A 13,563-nucleotide genomic window follows, 5' to 3' on the forward strand; every position below is an offset into this window, starting at 1 on the left:
CGCAGACGTGACCGAAAGCGCCGGCACTCCGGGCGACCCCGACGACTCGGCCGCGAGCGGGGACCGGACACCGGACGCGCCGCCGCCCGGAAGCGAGCAGGCCGGAAGCCGGCCGCAGGAAAGCGAACCGGCCGGGCAGGACGCGCCACCGGCCGACGGCGAACCGGCCGGGCAGGACGCGCCGGGCAGTGAACCGGCCCGTCAGGACGCCCCGGCCGGCGAACCGTCGGAGCGGGACGCGCCGGACGGCGACAAGCGGGACGCGGCCCGGGACGCGCCGGACAGCGACAAGCGGGACACGCCCCGGGACACGCCGGACGGCGACAAGCAGTCCGCGCCGGACGGCGACAAGCAGTCCGCCGCGCCCGGCGGGGAGACACGCAGTGGTTCGGGCAGCGGCCCGGCGCCGGAGCCCGGTGCGAAGAACGAGGGCGCGGCCCTCGACATCACCGTCAGGCGCAAACGGCACTGGCTGCGTTGGACCGCGCTCGGCACCTCGTTCGTGGTGCTCGTCGCGGCGGGCATCGGCTGGTGGCTGTACAAGAAGCTCGACGGCAACATCCGTACGGACACCTCGGCGGCGGCCGAGCTGAAGGTGTACGAGAAGGAGCGGCCCGTCTCCGTCGTCCACGACGCGGAGAACATCCTGCTCATCGGCTCGGACAGCCGGGCCGGTGACAACCGCAAGTACGGCCGCGACGACGGCGGCAGCCAGCGCTCGGACACCACGATCCTGCTGCACCTGGCGGCGGACCGTAAGAGCGCCACCGCCATGTCGATCCCGCGTGACCTGATGGTGGACATCCCGACCTGCCACAAGGCGGACAAGTCGGCCAGCAAGCCGCAGTTCGCCCAGTTCAACTGGGCCTTCGAGATGGGCGGGACCGCCTGCACCATCCGGACCGTCGAGAAGATGACGGGCATCCGCATCGACCATCACATGGTCGTCGACTTCAACGGCTTCAAGGACATGGTCGACGCGGTCAACGGGGTCGAGATCTGCCTCAAGGAGCCGATCGACGACAGCGACGCCCACCTCAAGCTCGCGGCCGGCCGCCACAAGCTCAACGGCGAGCAGGCGCTCGGCTACGTGCGGGCCCGCAAGTCGATCGGCAACGGCAGTGACACCGACCGCATGGACCGCCAGCAGCAGTTCCTGGGCGCGCTGGTCAACAAGGTGCAGAGCAACGGCGTCCTCCTCAACCCGACACGGCTCTACCCGGTGCTGGACGCGGCGACCAAGGCGCTGACCACCGACCCGGGGCTGGCCAGCCTGAAGGACCTCTACGAACTGGTGCGGGGCATGCGTGACGTCCCCACCGACAAGGTGCAGTTCCTGACGGTCCCCCGGCAGCCCTACCACCTCGATGCTAACCGGGACGAATTGGTGCAGCCCGACGCGGACAAGCTCTTCAAGCAGCTGCGCGCGGACAAACCGGTCGCTGTGGTGCCCGCGGACGAGCTGAAGAAGGACGACGGCAAGAAGGACGACGACAAGAACGACGACGGCAGGGGTGCGGACTCCGCCGATGCCTCCGGGCCGTCCCCCACACCCACCTATTCGGGGAACAATGCCGCGACCGACCTGTGCAAGCAGTAAAGCAATGGCCAAGCAGACGCCAACGTTCGGCGTGCAATGGGAAGAATGCCCAGTTGTAAGGGCCGTGGAATGTGTCACGCGCGTCGCTGGACGCCGAATGAGACGGATAGTGTGACGCGATCCGGTGCTTCCGGCCATCCGGCCGCGCACTTCTGGAGCGAAAGACTGGGTGCCTTTTCGGGGGAGGCGCCTCGCGTGGCACCGACGGAGGACTCAAGTAACCGTGGATGCGCAAAGCCGTGGGCGGGCGGAAGACATGGATCCCGCAGACCAGTGGGTTCTCAACCCGGACACCGGCGATTACGAACTGCGACTGAACCAATCCGGAGGGAATTCGCCCCGCTCCACGACGCCTCCGGCCCAGCGCGGTCCCGGGCGTACGGGCACTCCTCGTGACGGTGGCGAACGCCGGTCCCCCGCGGGCGACTCCCCGCGCCGCAGCACCGAGGTGCCGCGCCAGGGCGGACGCCGGTCGGCGGGCGGTCAGCGCGGCCAGGACCGTACGGCCCCCAAGGACGCCGCCCCCGGACGCCGCAAGCGCAAGGCACCCAAGTCCCGCGGCAAGAAGGCGCTGGTCTGGACGGGCGGCGTGATGGCCTTCCTGCTCGTCGGCGTCTCGGCCGGCGGCTACTGGCTGTACCAGCACTTCAACGGCAACCTGAGCACGGTCGACATCGGCGACCGGGGCAACAAGGACGTCATCACCGCCAACGCCCCCCTCAACATATTGATCATCGGTACGGACAAACGCACCGGTAAGGGCAACGAGGGCTACGGCGACAAGGGCAGCGCCGGCCACGCCGACACCAACATCCTGTTCCACGTCTCCGAGGACCGCACCAACGCCACGGCGCTCAGCATCCCGCGCGACCTCATCACCGACATCCCGGACTGCAAGACCAAGCAGGAAGACGGTTCGGAGAAGACCATCCCGGGAACGCCGCACGAGCGGTTCAACACCAGCCTCGGCCAGAACGACCGCGACCCGGGCTGCACGATGGACACCGTCAAGGCGCTGACCGGCCTGACCGTCGACCACTTCATGATGGTCGACTTCAACGCGGTCAAGGAGCTGACCACGGCGGTCGGCGGCGTCGAGGTCTGCCTGGCGCACGCGGTCAAGGACAAGGACTCCAAACTCGACCTGCCGGCCGGCAAGAGCACGGTCCAGGGGGAGCAGGCACTCGCCTTCGTACGGACCCGGCACGCCTTCGCCAACGGCAGCGACCTGGACCGGATCAAGGGCCAGCAGCAGTTCATCGGCTCGATGATCCGTCAGATGAAGTCCGACGACACCCTGACCAGCCCGACGAAGCTGTACAAGCTCGCGGACGCGGCGACCAAGGCACTGACGGTCGACAAGGCCATCGGCACGGTGAAGAAGCTCAGTTCGCTCGCCACCGAACTCAGCAAGATCGACACGAAGAACATCACGTTCGTCACGATGCCGGTGATAGACAACCCGGAGGAGCCCAAGCCCGTCACGGTCGTCGCGCACCCCACCAAGGCGGAGCAGCTGTTCTCGATGATGCGTGACGACACCTCGCTGACCGAGGTGGCCGCGCAGAAGAAGAAGGCCAAGAGCAAGCAGGACGCGCTCCTCAAGGGAACCAAGGCGGCCGCGGGCGACGTCCGGGTCGATGTGTACAACGGCGGCGAGGTCGCCGGCGGCGCCCAGCAGACGGTCACCTGGCTGCAGAACACCAAGGGCGTCCTGAAGTCCACGAACAAGGCCAACGCGCCGAAGAAGATCGCCAAGACGACGCTGGAGTACGCCCCGAACCAGGCGGACCAGGCCCGCGCCCTCGCCGAGATGATGGGGCTGCCCGGGTCCGCGATGAAGCAGGGCACGGCCGACGCCGAGGGACTTGAGGCGATGGTGCTGACGCTGGGCGCGGACTTCAAGGCCGCCGGGACCCCGATCACCGGGCCGACGGAGATCGACATCCCGAAGGCCAGCGCCGACAAGGCAGAGTGCGCCAAGTGACACCGGGTCACCGCGCGATACCGCGAGTCTGAGCAGCAGGGGGGTCCTGGTGGGACGGAGCAGCACGCCTGGGGAGGGGACGCGGCCGCGGCCCCCGCACAGCCGCAGATCCGGGGAGCGCCACGAGGACACGGACGGCGCCGGTACGCCCACCGTCGCCGGCAAGGGCGAGGGCCGCGGCTCCGGGGGCGGGCATCGGGCCGGGAACCGGGGCGTGCGCCGGAAACCGAAGAAGAAGCACCGCGTGCTGCGGTGGACGGCCTTCTCCGTCGCCTTCCTCATACTCGGGACCGGCGCGGCCGGTTACCTCTGGTATCAGCACCTGAACAGCAACCTCCGCAAGGGGGAGCGGAGCGCGGGCAACAGCGCCGCGAAGAAGGCCGTCCCCAACGCCAAGGGCCAGACCCCGCTGAACATCCTGCTGATCGGCTCCGACAGCCGTAACAGCGCGGAGAACCTCAAGCTCGGCGGCTCGCGGGACAGCGTCGGCGGGACCCCGCTCGCCGATGTGCAGATGCTGCTGCACGTGTCGGCCGACCGGAAGAACGCCTCGGTCGTCAGCATCCCCCGGGACACCCGCGTGGACATACCCGCCTGCAAGGACCCGGAGACCGACAAGGAGTACCCGGCCAGCAACGGCATCATCAACGAGTCGCTGCGCGGCGGTCCCGGCTGCACCCTGGACACCTGGGAACAGCTCACCAAGGTCTACATCGACCACTGGATGATGGTCGACTTCGCGGGTGTGGTGGCCATGGCGGACGCCGTGGGCGGCGCCGAGGTCTGTGTGAAGCAGGACGTCTACGACCTGCCGAAGCCCAACGTGCCCGGCGGCTCGTACCTGCGGATGAAGGCGGGCACGCACAAGGTCCAGGGCGAGGACGCGCTGAAGTGGCTGCGCACCCGGCACGCCTTCGAGAGCGACATCGGCCGGTCCAAGGCCCAGCACATGTACCTGAACTCCGTGCTGCGCGAGCTCAAGAACCAGAACGCCTTCACCGACACGGGCCGGCTGATGAACCTCGCCGAGACCGCGACCAAGTCGCTCCAGGTCTCCGAGGAGATCGGCACGGTGAAGAAGCTGTTCGACCTCGGCATGCAGCTGAAGAACGTGCCGCTGGACAAGATGAACATGCTGACGATGCCCCGCATCCCCGATCCCCAGGACCCCGACGCGCACGTGCTGCCGAAGCCCGGCGCCGCCGACAAGCTGTGGGCGCTGCTGCGTGAGGACCAGTCGCTCGACCCGAAGGACCGGGCCGAGGCGAAGAAGAAGGCGGCGACGGCCGGGCCGAAGGCCGGTGCTCCGGCGTCGCTCGGGATCACCGTGGTCAACGGCACCGGAGCCGACGGGCGGGCGCCCGCCGAGGGCCGTGCGGCCGAGGTCCGGGACCTGCTGAAGTCCAAGGGCTTCACGGAGGCGGACACCACGTCCGACCCGGGGTCCGCCGAGACGACCGAGGTGACGTACCCGCGCAGCGCCGGGGCGCAGGGCAAGTCGGACGCCCTGTCCGTGGCCAAGGCGCTGTCGCTGCCGACGAGCGCCGTCAGGGAGACCCCGAGCGGGGCGGGGCTGACGCTCACGGTCGGCTCCGACTGGCGTACGGGCGCCGAGGCGCCGAAGGCCGCCGAGGACGACGACAGTGACCCGCTGGAGGGCACCGAGGCCGTGAACGGCGCGAAGACGGACGACTGCATGGACGTGTACTGGCCGTACCGCACGCCGTAGGAGTCTTCGGTACGCGAGAGGGGGCGCCCGGTCCTGCCGGGCGCCCCCTCTTCATCGTGTCCGGGTCAGGCCACCGGCGTGCCGGGCGCGGTGACCGCCGGGCGGCGGCTCGCGATGACCTTCTTCGCCAGCGAGCGCGGGCTCGTCAGGAAGCCGTACCCCCACGACATGTGCATGGTCGCCAGCGCCACCGGGATCCGGGCTCGGGCCTTCAGAGACAGGCCCTTGCCCGCCGGCAGGGACCCAGCGACGATCGCCGCGGCGTAGCCCCCCGGGACGATCAGGGCCCACGGGGTGACCGCCGCGCCCACCACGAGGCCGGCCGCGATGGCGACGACGGCGGTCGGGGGCGCGAGGTAGCGCAGATTGATGGAGCCGGAGTGGTAGCGGGCGACGACGTGGCGCCAGCGGCCGTAGTCCTTGTACTGCTTGGCGAGCGCCCGTACGGAGGGGCGGGGACGGTACTGGACGCGCAGCTCGGGCGAGAACCAGATCAGGCCGCCGGCCTCGCGGATGCGGAAGTTCAGCTCCCAGTCCTGGGCTCGGATGAACTCGACGTTGTACCCGTCGGCCTTCTCCAGCGCCTCCCGGCGGAAGACGCCCAGGTAGACCGTCTCTGCGGGGCCCGCATCGCCTCCGGTGTGGAAGGCCGCGTTGCCGACGCCGATCTTCGATGTCATGGCCGCGGCGACGGCGTCCTCCCAGGCGTTCTCGCCCTCGGCGTGCATGATGCCGCCGACGTTCTGCGCGCCCGTCTCCTCCAGGAGCCGGACGGCGGTCGCGATGTAGTTCGGTGAGAGCATGCCGTGGCCGTCGACGCGGACGACTATGGGGTGGCCGGATGCCTGGATCGCGGCGTTCAGGGCGGCGGGGGTGCGGCCGGTGGGGTTGGGCACGGTGTGGACCCGGGGGTCCTCCGCGACCAGCTCGGCGGCGATCTCGTCCGTACGGTCCGTGGACGGGCCGAGCGCGATCACCACCTCCATCTCCCCCGCGTACTCCTGCTCCAGGATGTGGCGGACGGAGTTGCGCAGATGGCGCTCCTCGTTGAGCACCGGCATGATCACGGAGACGGCGGGAGGCTGCGCGGCAGACATGTGGTCCTCGGGGGGTCCTCGGGGGCGCCGGGGGTTCGCACCCCACCGGGCGGCGGTATTCGGCCGCCACGTTACCGCGAATGGGGGACAGCGGTGCGCGCCGCCGAGGGGCCTCCCGGGATGCAGATCATATGGGCCTACCGTGCGAACGGTCCCCCTCGCACCGCGGAGGTGTCCCCCGTGCCCACGCCTCATCGCTCCCCCCGTCCGCCCAGGCCCCGCACCGCTCCTGCCTCGCGGCGGAGGCGGCCCAGAAGGCCGGACGAGCGGCCGCGCTGGGGCATGCGGATGGCGACCGGGCTCTCCGTCCTCGTGCTCGGGGCCGGCGGGATCGGGCACGCGGTCGTGACGAACCTGGAGAGCGGGATCGACCGCATCGACCCGTTCAAGGACATGAAGAACCGGCCCGCGGGCGGACACGGCATGAATCTGCTGCTGGTCGGCACCGATGGGCGCGACAAGATCACCAAGGAGGAGAAACAGAAGTACCGGCTGGGCGGCGAGCCCTGCCACTGCACGGACACGATCATGCTGGTGCACCTGTCGGCGGACAAGGAGCGCGCCAGCGTCGTCAGCCTGCCGCGCGACAGTTACGCGGAGATCCCCGCGCACCGGGACCGCACGACCGGCGAGGAGCACGCGGCGCACCCGGTGAAGCTGAACGCGGCGTACGCGGAGGGTGGGCCGAGCCTCACCGTACGCACCATCGAGCACATGACGGGCGTCAAGATCGATCACTACCTGGAGGTCGATTTCACCAGCTTCATGACGACGGTCGACACCCTCGGCGGTGTGAAGATCTGCACGGCCAAGCCGCTGAAGGACTCCTACACCGGTCTGGACCTCGCGGTCGGCACCCACACGCTGGACGGCGGCCAGGCACTCCAGTACGTACGTTCCCGGCACATCGACGGGGCCGCCGACCTGGGCCGGATGCAGCGCCAGCAGAAGTTCATGGCCGCGCTGATCACGCGGGCGACGAGCAGCGGGGTCCTGCTGAATCCGGTGAAGTTCCGCGAGGTCGCCTCGACGATGCTGAAGTCGGTCCGGGCCGACCGGGGCTTCGACACGGAGCAGATGCTCTCCATCGGCCAGGCGATGCGCGGCTTCTCCCCCTCGTCGTCGGAATTCGCCTCGGTGCCGATGAGCGATGTCGCCTACCAGGTCAAGGGCATCGGCTCCACGGTCAAATGGGACCCGGCCAAGTCGAAGCAGCTGTTCACCGCCCTGCGCGAGGACAAACCCCTGGCGACCGCCAGGCCGGCCGCGCAGGCCGCCGCGAAGAAGGTCGACGTGCCGCCGCGGCAGATCCGGGTCCAGGTCTACAACGGGACCGAGAAGGACGGCCTGGGCTCCACGGTCGACGCGGCGCTGCACGCCACGGGCTTCGACACCACCCGCGCCCCGCTCACCTCACCGCAGCACGACCTCAAGCACACCCTGGTCACGTACGACCCCCGCTGGGACCGTTCCGCGAAGACCCTGGCAGCGGCCTTGCCGGGCGCGGAGCTGCGGGCGGTGCAGGGCCAGGGGGCGACGCTGAACGTGACCGCGGGCGAGGACTACCACAAGGTGACCCCGGTCCACGCGGAGGAGCCGGAGACGGGGAAGTTCGACGCGGTGAAGGGCGACGAGGTGACGTGCCCGTGAGGCTGCCGGGGTGAAACACCGCAGCCCCGGGCCCCGCGCCGGGCCGGAGTGAGCCCCGCAGCCCCGCAGCCCCGCAGCCCCGCGCCCCGGGCCCCGCGGCCGGCCCCGCGCCGCTCAGTCCTCGATGCCGTCGGCCAGCCGCTTCTCCCGCAGCTCACGAATCGCGCGGCGCCGCGCAAGCCGGTGCGTGCGGCGGATCTGGGCCTCCTGGTAGCGCCGCTTGTCGCGCTCCGTCTCGGGGACGACCTGCGGTACGGGGCGGGGCCGCCCGTCCGCGTCCACCGCCGCGAACACCAGGTACGCGCTGCCGACCTGCGTCGCGGGCGTCGACTCGTTCCAGCGCTCGGCCATGACCCGGACACCGACCTCCATGGAGGAGCGGCCGGTCCAGTTGACCTGGGCCCGCACATGCACGAGGTCGCCGACGCGGACCGGCTCCAGGAAGACCATCTCGTCCATCGAGGCCGTGACAGCGGGCCCGCCGGAGTGCCGGCCGGCCACGGCGCCCGCCGCGTCGTCGACCAGTTTCATGATCACACCGCCGTGCACGGTACCCAGGAGATTGGTGTCGCTGCCGGTCATGATGTGGCTGAGGGTGGTCCGGGAGGCCGCGGTGGGCTTGGCCGGAATGTCGCCCTCCGGGCGCGTGGCCTGATCTGTCATACCGTCCACCTTATGTGGGGGCTTGGAGAGCGTCGCAATGCATCAGCTTCGCAACAGCCCTGGCCCGATTTTCCTCACACCCTGTAAGAGGGATGGCCCCGGCCTGCACACTGGTCCGTATGAACGATTGGCCCGACGGCTGGACCGACGACAACCGCAGCGGTAACCGCTACGGGCAGGGCAGCGGGAGCGAGCGCCCCGAGAGCGCCCGCTCCATGCCGCATGTCCAGCGCCGCCCGGCCCCGCCTCGGCAGCGCCCCGCGCCGCCGCGACAGCGCCCGGTGCCGCAGCAGCCGGCCGGCTACGACGAAGGCCGGCCGCAGTACGACAGCGGCTACAACACGGGCCAGGTCTACGGCGGCGAAAACGGCGGCCGTGGCGCGGGTCACGGCCAGGGCCCCGGCGACGGCGGCCGCGTCCGGGGCCGCCCCGGCGCGGCGCCGAACTGGGGCCGCCGGATCAGGATCGGCGCGCTGGTCCTGGTCGTCGCGGTGCTCTGCGTCTCCGTGGGCACGTACTTCTGGGCCGACTCCAAGCTGAACCGCGACGTCGACCTGTCCAAGGTCATCGAGCGGCCGAAGGCGGGCGACGGGACGAACTACCTGATCGTCGGCTCCGACAGCCGCGAGGGCATGACGTCCGAGGACAAGAAGCGGCTCCACACGGGTTCGGCCGAGGGCAAGCGGACCGACTCGATGATGATCCTGCACGACGGCGGCAACGGCCCGACGCTGGTCTCGCTGCCCCGTGACTCCAACGTCGAGATCCCCTCCTTCGTCGGCTCCGAGTCCGGCAAGAAGTACCCGGCCACCGGCCGTACGACGAAGCTGAACGCCGCGTACGCCACGGACGGGCCCGAACTCCTCGTGCGTACCGTCGAGTTCAACACCGGTCTGCACATCGACCACTACGTCGAGATCGGCTTCGGCGGCTTCGCCAAGATCGTGGACTCGATCGGCGGGGTGGAGCTGGACATCCCGAAGGCGTTCAAGGACAAGTACTCCGGCGCCGACTTCCAGGCCGGCAAGCAGACCCTGGACGGCCAGCAGGCCCTGGCCTTCGTCCGCACGCGCCACGCCTTCACCTCCGACCTGGACCGTACGAAGAACCAGCAGAAGTTCCTCGCGGCGCTGGCGAGCCAGACGGCGACGGTCTCGACGATCATCAACCCGTTCAAGCTGTACCCGACACTGGGCGCGGGACTGGACACGCTGATCGTGGACAAGGACATGTCGCTGTGGTCCCTGGGCCAGATGTTCTTCGCCCTGAAGGACGTCACGGGCGGCGACGGCACCTCGCTGAACATGCCGATCTCCGGTTCCACGGGCGGCAACCTGGTCTGGGACAAGGCCAAGGTCAAGCAGCTGGTGGAGCAGCTCAACAACGACGAGAAGGTCACGGTCACGGAGAACTGAGGGGCCCGCCATGCCGGTGCGGATCGTGTACGAGTCGCATGCGACGACCACCGACAACGAGGCGGGCATCGCCACGGGATGGCTTCCGGGCCGGCTCTCCCCGACCGGCCGCCGCCAGGCCGCCGAACTGGGCGGCCGGCGGCGCGGCACCGGGCTCGACGCCGTCTACACCTCGGATCTGGCCCGCGCCGTCGAAACGGCCCGGATCGCGTTCACCGGCGCGGAGGCCCCGGTGCTCCGCCAGGACCCACGCCTGCGGGAATGCGACTACGGGGAACTGAACGGCAGCCCGACAGCCGTCCTGCACCCGCTGCGCACGCGGCACATCGACCGCCCCTGGCCCGGCGGCCAGAGCTACCGCGACGTGGTCGACGCGACGGCCGCGTTCCTGCGCGACCTGGCCGCCGAGTGGGACGGCGGCCAGGTCCTCCTGATCGCGCACTCGGCGAACCGCTGGTCCCTGGACTGCCTGCTCGCGGGTACCCGCCTGGAGAGCCTGGTCGCGCACCCGCCGCCGTGGCAGCCGGGCGTCTCCTACACCCTGCCCTGACCCAGCACCGCCACGTGCGGCAGCGACAACAGCCCGTCGTCCGCGAGGAATTCGCCGCACAGCGCGTCGTACTCGCGCTTGGCGGCGGCCACGCCTTCCGGCCCGGCGCTGGTGACCATGCCGCCGACCGCCCCGATCCCGGCGGCGGGACCCGCCCACCAGTCCTCCGGATCGGCCCGGTGGTCCCAGGCGTGCGTGGTGCCTTGTACGTCCCCGAGCCCGGCGGCCGTGAGCAGCGCGGCCACCCCGTCCGGGGTGCGCGCGAAGTTCCGCTCCTCGTCCACCGTGGCCAGCCAGTCGGGCCGGGTCAGCCCGGCCGCCTGGGCGGCCCGGCCCACCAGCGCCTGGCCCGGCGCGCCGGGCAGCTGCCAGATGGTGAGGGCGATCCTGCCGCCCGGCCGGATGACCCGGCGCATCTCGACGAGGGCGTCCAGGGGCCGGCCGACGTGGTTGAGCACGAAGTTGGCCACGACCGCGTCGAACTCCCCATCGGCGTACGGCAGCTGGGGCAGCGTCCCGGTCCGTACCTCGGCCCCGGGCGCGGCCCGCCGGGTCGCCGCGACCATGCCGGGCTCGGCGTCCACGGCCCGGACGAACGCTCCGCGCGCCAAGGCGGCGGCGGTCACGTTGCCGGTGCCGCACCCCACGTCGAGCAGGCGCGTCCCTGCCCCCACCTCGGCGGCGTCCAGCAGGGCGGGCACGGTGCGGACGCAGAGCCGGGCGGCGGTGCGGGCGTAGGCGTCGGCCTGCCCGTCCCATATCCGCCGTTCCATCACGTCGAACGCGGTCATGTCTCGTCTCCTTCGGTACGGGTACGGGTGGTGGGGGTCTGCGGTTCCGCTTCGTTCAAGTCCTCGTGCAGGGCGCCGAGTACACGCCCGGTGGGCTCACCGTGCTCGGACAGCTCCCCGAGGAACCACCCGGGCAGCCGCCCCTCCACTTCATCCGGCACCTCGCCCCGCTCCGGGTCGTCCATCCCCTGGAGCAGCGCGAACGCGGTCTCCCTGGCCACCTCGCGGGCGATCTCCCCCAGCTCATCGGCCGTCACCCCGAGCCGGACGGCCCGCTCGACGGCCCCGCCGGCCACGCCCTCCCTGCGGTAGGCGGCCACCCAGTCGGGCGCGGTGGTGCTCCAGGCGTCGATGTCCTGCCAGACCATGCGCAGGAGCCGGTACCGGGCGAGCTGCGGCAGGTCCTGCTCGGCCTCGGCCCACCCCTCGGCGTCCTCGGCCCCGAGCGCCTCGAAGAGCCGCGTCAGCCTCTCGATGTCCTCAGCCACTGCGGAAGCTACGGGAGAGCCAGGGGCTGAGCATGGTGCGCGGCACGAGCTCCTTGTACGTCTCGTCCCCCGGCAACGGCACGACGAGCCACTGCCCCGGCGGGAGGAACCGGCTCCTCACGTACGCGGTCCCGCCGTACACGGACCGCAGGAACGCGGGCACGGAGTCGCGGGGCACGTCGTCGAACACCACCCCGTCGACGGTGATCCGCGCGTCGTCCTCCGGAAAGACCTGCACGGTGACGGCGGGCGCCCCGCCCAGCTCGACGAACGCCTCGTGCGGCAGCGACCCGTCGGCGTCGGTCACGGCGAAGGCCCCCGCCGACGTACGCCGGGAGGTCTGGTCCGTCCCGATGTCGTCGGTGACGGTGACCTCCAGGTTGTACGCCTTCGCGACCTCCCGCACGGCGATGACGGCGGCCTCGGTGGAGGGCAGGTGAGGGTGCGTCATGCGTTCCGGGACGCGTGGGCGACGAAGGCCGCCCAGGCACGCGGGGCGTGCGCGAGGTGGGGGCGGCGGACGTCCTTGGAGTCCCGGACGAGGACGGCGCGGGGGGCGGCGGCGACCTCGACGCACTCGCTGCCGTTGCTACTGTCGCTGTAGCTGCTCTTGACCCACTCCAGTGTGGAGGCATCCCCGGCGGACAGCTTGCGAATCATGTCTCTCCCAGCACTTGCTCGATGAATGCCTTCGACTCCCCAGGAGTGAGAGCCTGGGCCCGGATCATTCCACACCGCGACTCAAGGATTCTGAGCAGCTTCGGATCGGAGACGGGCCGACCGCCGAAGGCACCTTCGGAGCGTCCAACTGCCGTACCGTCTTTGAACTTCAGCACCTGGATCTCACCGTCGATTCCCGCGTGCTCCTCGCGATCCATGGGCATCACCTGGATCGTGACGTTCCGCGACTCAGCGATCTCCAAAACGTGTTCGAGTTGGCGGCGCAGAACCATTTTGCCTCCGAGCGGGCGCCGAAGCGCCACCTCTTCCTGCACGAAACCGAACGTCGGACTGGGTGACCGCTCGAAGACGGTCTGCCGAGCCATACGCGCGGCTACGCCTCGCTCCACTTCTTCCTGGGTGTACGCGGGCTGCCGCATGGCAAACAACGCACGCGCGTACTCCTCCGTCTGCAACAAACCGTGGAAGCTGCCGTTGCCGTAGGCCAGCAACTCAACGGCCTGGGCCTCCAACTTGGCCAGCTCCCGCACCTTCTTCGGATACCGCACCACCGCCAAGTCCTGCTTCATCACGGCGATCTTGCCGTTCGCGCCCATGACGTCGTCCGACCTGTCCAGGTACTCCGGCCGGGGGATGCGCCTGCCGCCCTCGACCTTGTAGACGAGGTCCTCCCCGTACCCGATCAGCGCCCCGAACTCCGCCGCCCGCATCCCCGACGCCTCGCGCCACGCCTTGAGCTGGCGGCCCACGGCGGCGACGACTGCCGCGCCCGACTCGTCCTCGGGATCGACGTCCCAACCATGCTCGTCCGACTCACCGTTCGCGCTCCGGTCCTTGCCGACCGCGTCCACACTCATCCGTGCCCCACTTCCGACGTGCGTGCCGTGCTTCCTCAACCGTCCCCGTCCCCAC

Annotated in this window: 13 protein-coding genes; 6 read left to right on the forward strand and 7 right to left on the reverse strand. The window is 70.5% G+C overall.

Going from position 1 to position 13,563, the window contains the following annotated elements; translation table 11 throughout:
* The first annotated feature begins 7 nt into the window (after positions 1-7).
* The 3 genes from B082_RS0116715 to B082_RS0116725 all read left to right on the forward strand — a co-directional run bounded on the left by B082_RS0116715 (position 8) and on the right by B082_RS0116725 (position 5,316).
* A complete protein-coding gene (locus tag B082_RS0116715) occupies positions 8-1,600 on the forward strand; it encodes an LCP family protein (protein WP_018552958.1) in 1,593 nt (530 codons plus the stop codon).
* A 256-nt stretch (positions 1,601-1,856) separates the two neighbouring features.
* Positions 1,857-3,587 carry an LCP family protein gene (locus B082_RS0116720; RefSeq protein WP_202453431.1) on the forward strand — a complete coding sequence of 577 codons (1,731 nt, stop codon included), beginning with the start codon at positions 1,857-1,859 and terminating at the stop codon, positions 3,585-3,587.
* A gap of 214 nt (positions 3,588-3,801) precedes the next feature.
* Complete coding sequence (locus B082_RS0116725) at positions 3,802-5,316, forward strand: LCP family protein (protein ID WP_018552960.1); 1,515 nt, start codon at positions 3,802-3,804, stop codon at positions 5,314-5,316.
* A 65-nt stretch (positions 5,317-5,381) separates the two neighbouring features.
* Here the strand turns inward: B082_RS0116725 and B082_RS0116730 are convergent, their stop codons facing one another.
* Positions 5,382-6,413 carry a glycosyltransferase family 2 protein gene (locus B082_RS0116730; RefSeq protein ID WP_026249872.1) on the reverse strand — a complete coding sequence of 344 codons (1,032 nt, stop codon included), beginning with the start codon at positions 6,411-6,413 and terminating at the stop codon, positions 5,382-5,384.
* A gap of 282 nt (positions 6,414-6,695) precedes the next feature.
* Between B082_RS0116730 and B082_RS0116735 the strand changes: the two genes are divergently transcribed.
* The gene (locus B082_RS0116735; RefSeq protein WP_018552962.1) at positions 6,696-8,063 is read left to right on the forward strand and encodes an LCP family protein; all 1,368 of its coding nucleotides are present in this window, start codon (positions 6,696-6,698) and stop codon (positions 8,061-8,063) included.
* 114 nt (positions 8,064-8,177) lie between these two features.
* Here B082_RS0116735 and B082_RS0116740 read toward each other — a convergent pair whose 3' ends face one another.
* The gene (locus B082_RS0116740; protein ID WP_018552963.1) at positions 8,178-8,726 is read right to left on the reverse strand and encodes an acyl-CoA thioesterase; all 549 of its coding nucleotides are present in this window, start codon (positions 8,724-8,726) and stop codon (positions 8,178-8,180) included.
* 119 nt (positions 8,727-8,845) lie between these two features.
* Here B082_RS0116740 and B082_RS0116745 point away from each other — a divergent pair, with 119 nt between their 5' ends.
* Positions 8,846-10,141, forward strand: coding sequence for an LCP family protein (locus B082_RS0116745; protein ID WP_018552964.1), 1,296 nt, complete (start codon positions 8,846-8,848; stop codon positions 10,139-10,141).
* A 10-nt stretch (positions 10,142-10,151) separates the two neighbouring features.
* Positions 10,152-10,691 carry a histidine phosphatase family protein gene (locus B082_RS0116750; protein WP_018552965.1) on the forward strand — a complete coding sequence of 180 codons (540 nt, stop codon included), beginning with the start codon at positions 10,152-10,154 and terminating at the stop codon, positions 10,689-10,691.
* Here B082_RS0116750 and B082_RS0116755 read toward each other — a convergent pair.
* From B082_RS0116755 to B082_RS0116775, 5 genes are read right to left on the reverse strand one after another with little or no spacing between them, the layout of a single operon-like run.
* The gene (locus B082_RS0116755) at positions 10,676-11,482 is read right to left on the reverse strand and encodes a class I SAM-dependent methyltransferase (RefSeq protein ID WP_018552966.1); all 807 of its coding nucleotides are present in this window, start codon (positions 11,480-11,482) and stop codon (positions 10,676-10,678) included. The genes B082_RS0116750 and B082_RS0116755 overlap by 16 nt on opposite strands.
* Positions 11,479-11,970: a hypothetical protein gene (locus tag B082_RS0116760; RefSeq protein WP_018552967.1), complete on the reverse strand. Its 492-nt coding sequence runs from the start codon at positions 11,968-11,970 to the stop codon at positions 11,479-11,481. The genes B082_RS0116755 and B082_RS0116760 overlap by 4 nt, the downstream gene beginning before the upstream one ends.
* On the reverse strand, positions 11,963-12,421 hold the full coding sequence (locus tag B082_RS0116765) for a hypothetical protein (RefSeq protein WP_018552968.1): 459 nt from the start codon (positions 12,419-12,421) through the stop codon (positions 11,963-11,965). Before B082_RS0116765 ends, B082_RS0116760 begins: the two co-directional genes overlap by 8 nt.
* The gene (locus B082_RS0116770) at positions 12,418-12,630 is read right to left on the reverse strand and encodes a DUF397 domain-containing protein (RefSeq protein ID WP_018552969.1); all 213 of its coding nucleotides are present in this window, start codon (positions 12,628-12,630) and stop codon (positions 12,418-12,420) included. Before B082_RS0116770 ends, B082_RS0116765 begins: the two co-directional genes overlap by 4 nt.
* The gene (locus B082_RS0116775; RefSeq protein ID WP_018552970.1) at positions 12,627-13,508 is read right to left on the reverse strand and encodes a helix-turn-helix domain-containing protein; all 882 of its coding nucleotides are present in this window, start codon (positions 13,506-13,508) and stop codon (positions 12,627-12,629) included. Before B082_RS0116775 ends, B082_RS0116770 begins: the two co-directional genes overlap by 4 nt.
* Between the last annotated feature and the right edge of the window lie 55 nt (positions 13,509-13,563).

This window comes from Streptomyces sp. ATexAB-D23 (assembly GCF_000373645.1).
GTDB classification, from domain to species: domain Bacteria; phylum Actinomycetota; class Actinomycetes; order Streptomycetales; family Streptomycetaceae; genus Streptomyces; species Streptomyces castrisilvae.

What these genes read in the sequence shown, in the direction of transcription:
- B082_RS0116745 (WP_018552964.1), top strand. Translation starts at nt 8,846, where the DNA reads ATGAACGATTGGCCCGACGGCTGGACCGACGACAACCGCAGCGGTAAC.
- B082_RS0116775 (WP_018552970.1), bottom strand. Translation starts at nt 13,508, where the DNA reads ATGAGTGTGGACGCGGTCGGCAAGGACCGGAGCGCGAACGGTGAGTCG.
- B082_RS0116735 (WP_018552962.1), top strand. Translation starts at nt 6,696, where the DNA reads ATGCGGATGGCGACCGGGCTCTCCGTCCTCGTGCTCGGGGCCGGCGGG.
- B082_RS0116740 (WP_018552963.1), bottom strand. Translation starts at nt 8,726, where the DNA reads ATGACAGATCAGGCCACGCGCCCGGAGGGCGACATTCCGGCCAAGCCC.
- B082_RS0116720 (WP_202453431.1), top strand. Translation starts at nt 1,857, where the DNA reads ATGGATCCCGCAGACCAGTGGGTTCTCAACCCGGACACCGGCGATTAC.
- B082_RS0116765 (WP_018552968.1), bottom strand. Translation starts at nt 12,421, where the DNA reads ATGACGCACCCTCACCTGCCCTCCACCGAGGCCGCCGTCATCGCCGTG.
- B082_RS0116770 (WP_018552969.1), bottom strand. Translation starts at nt 12,630, where the DNA reads ATGATTCGCAAGCTGTCCGCCGGGGATGCCTCCACACTGGAGTGGGTC.
- B082_RS0116755 (WP_018552966.1), bottom strand. Translation starts at nt 11,482, where the DNA reads ATGACCGCGTTCGACGTGATGGAACGGCGGATATGGGACGGGCAGGCC.
- B082_RS0116750 (WP_018552965.1), top strand. Translation starts at nt 10,152, where the DNA reads ATGCCGGTGCGGATCGTGTACGAGTCGCATGCGACGACCACCGACAAC.
- B082_RS0116730 (WP_026249872.1), bottom strand. Translation starts at nt 6,413, where the DNA reads ATGTCTGCCGCGCAGCCTCCCGCCGTCTCCGTGATCATGCCGGTGCTC.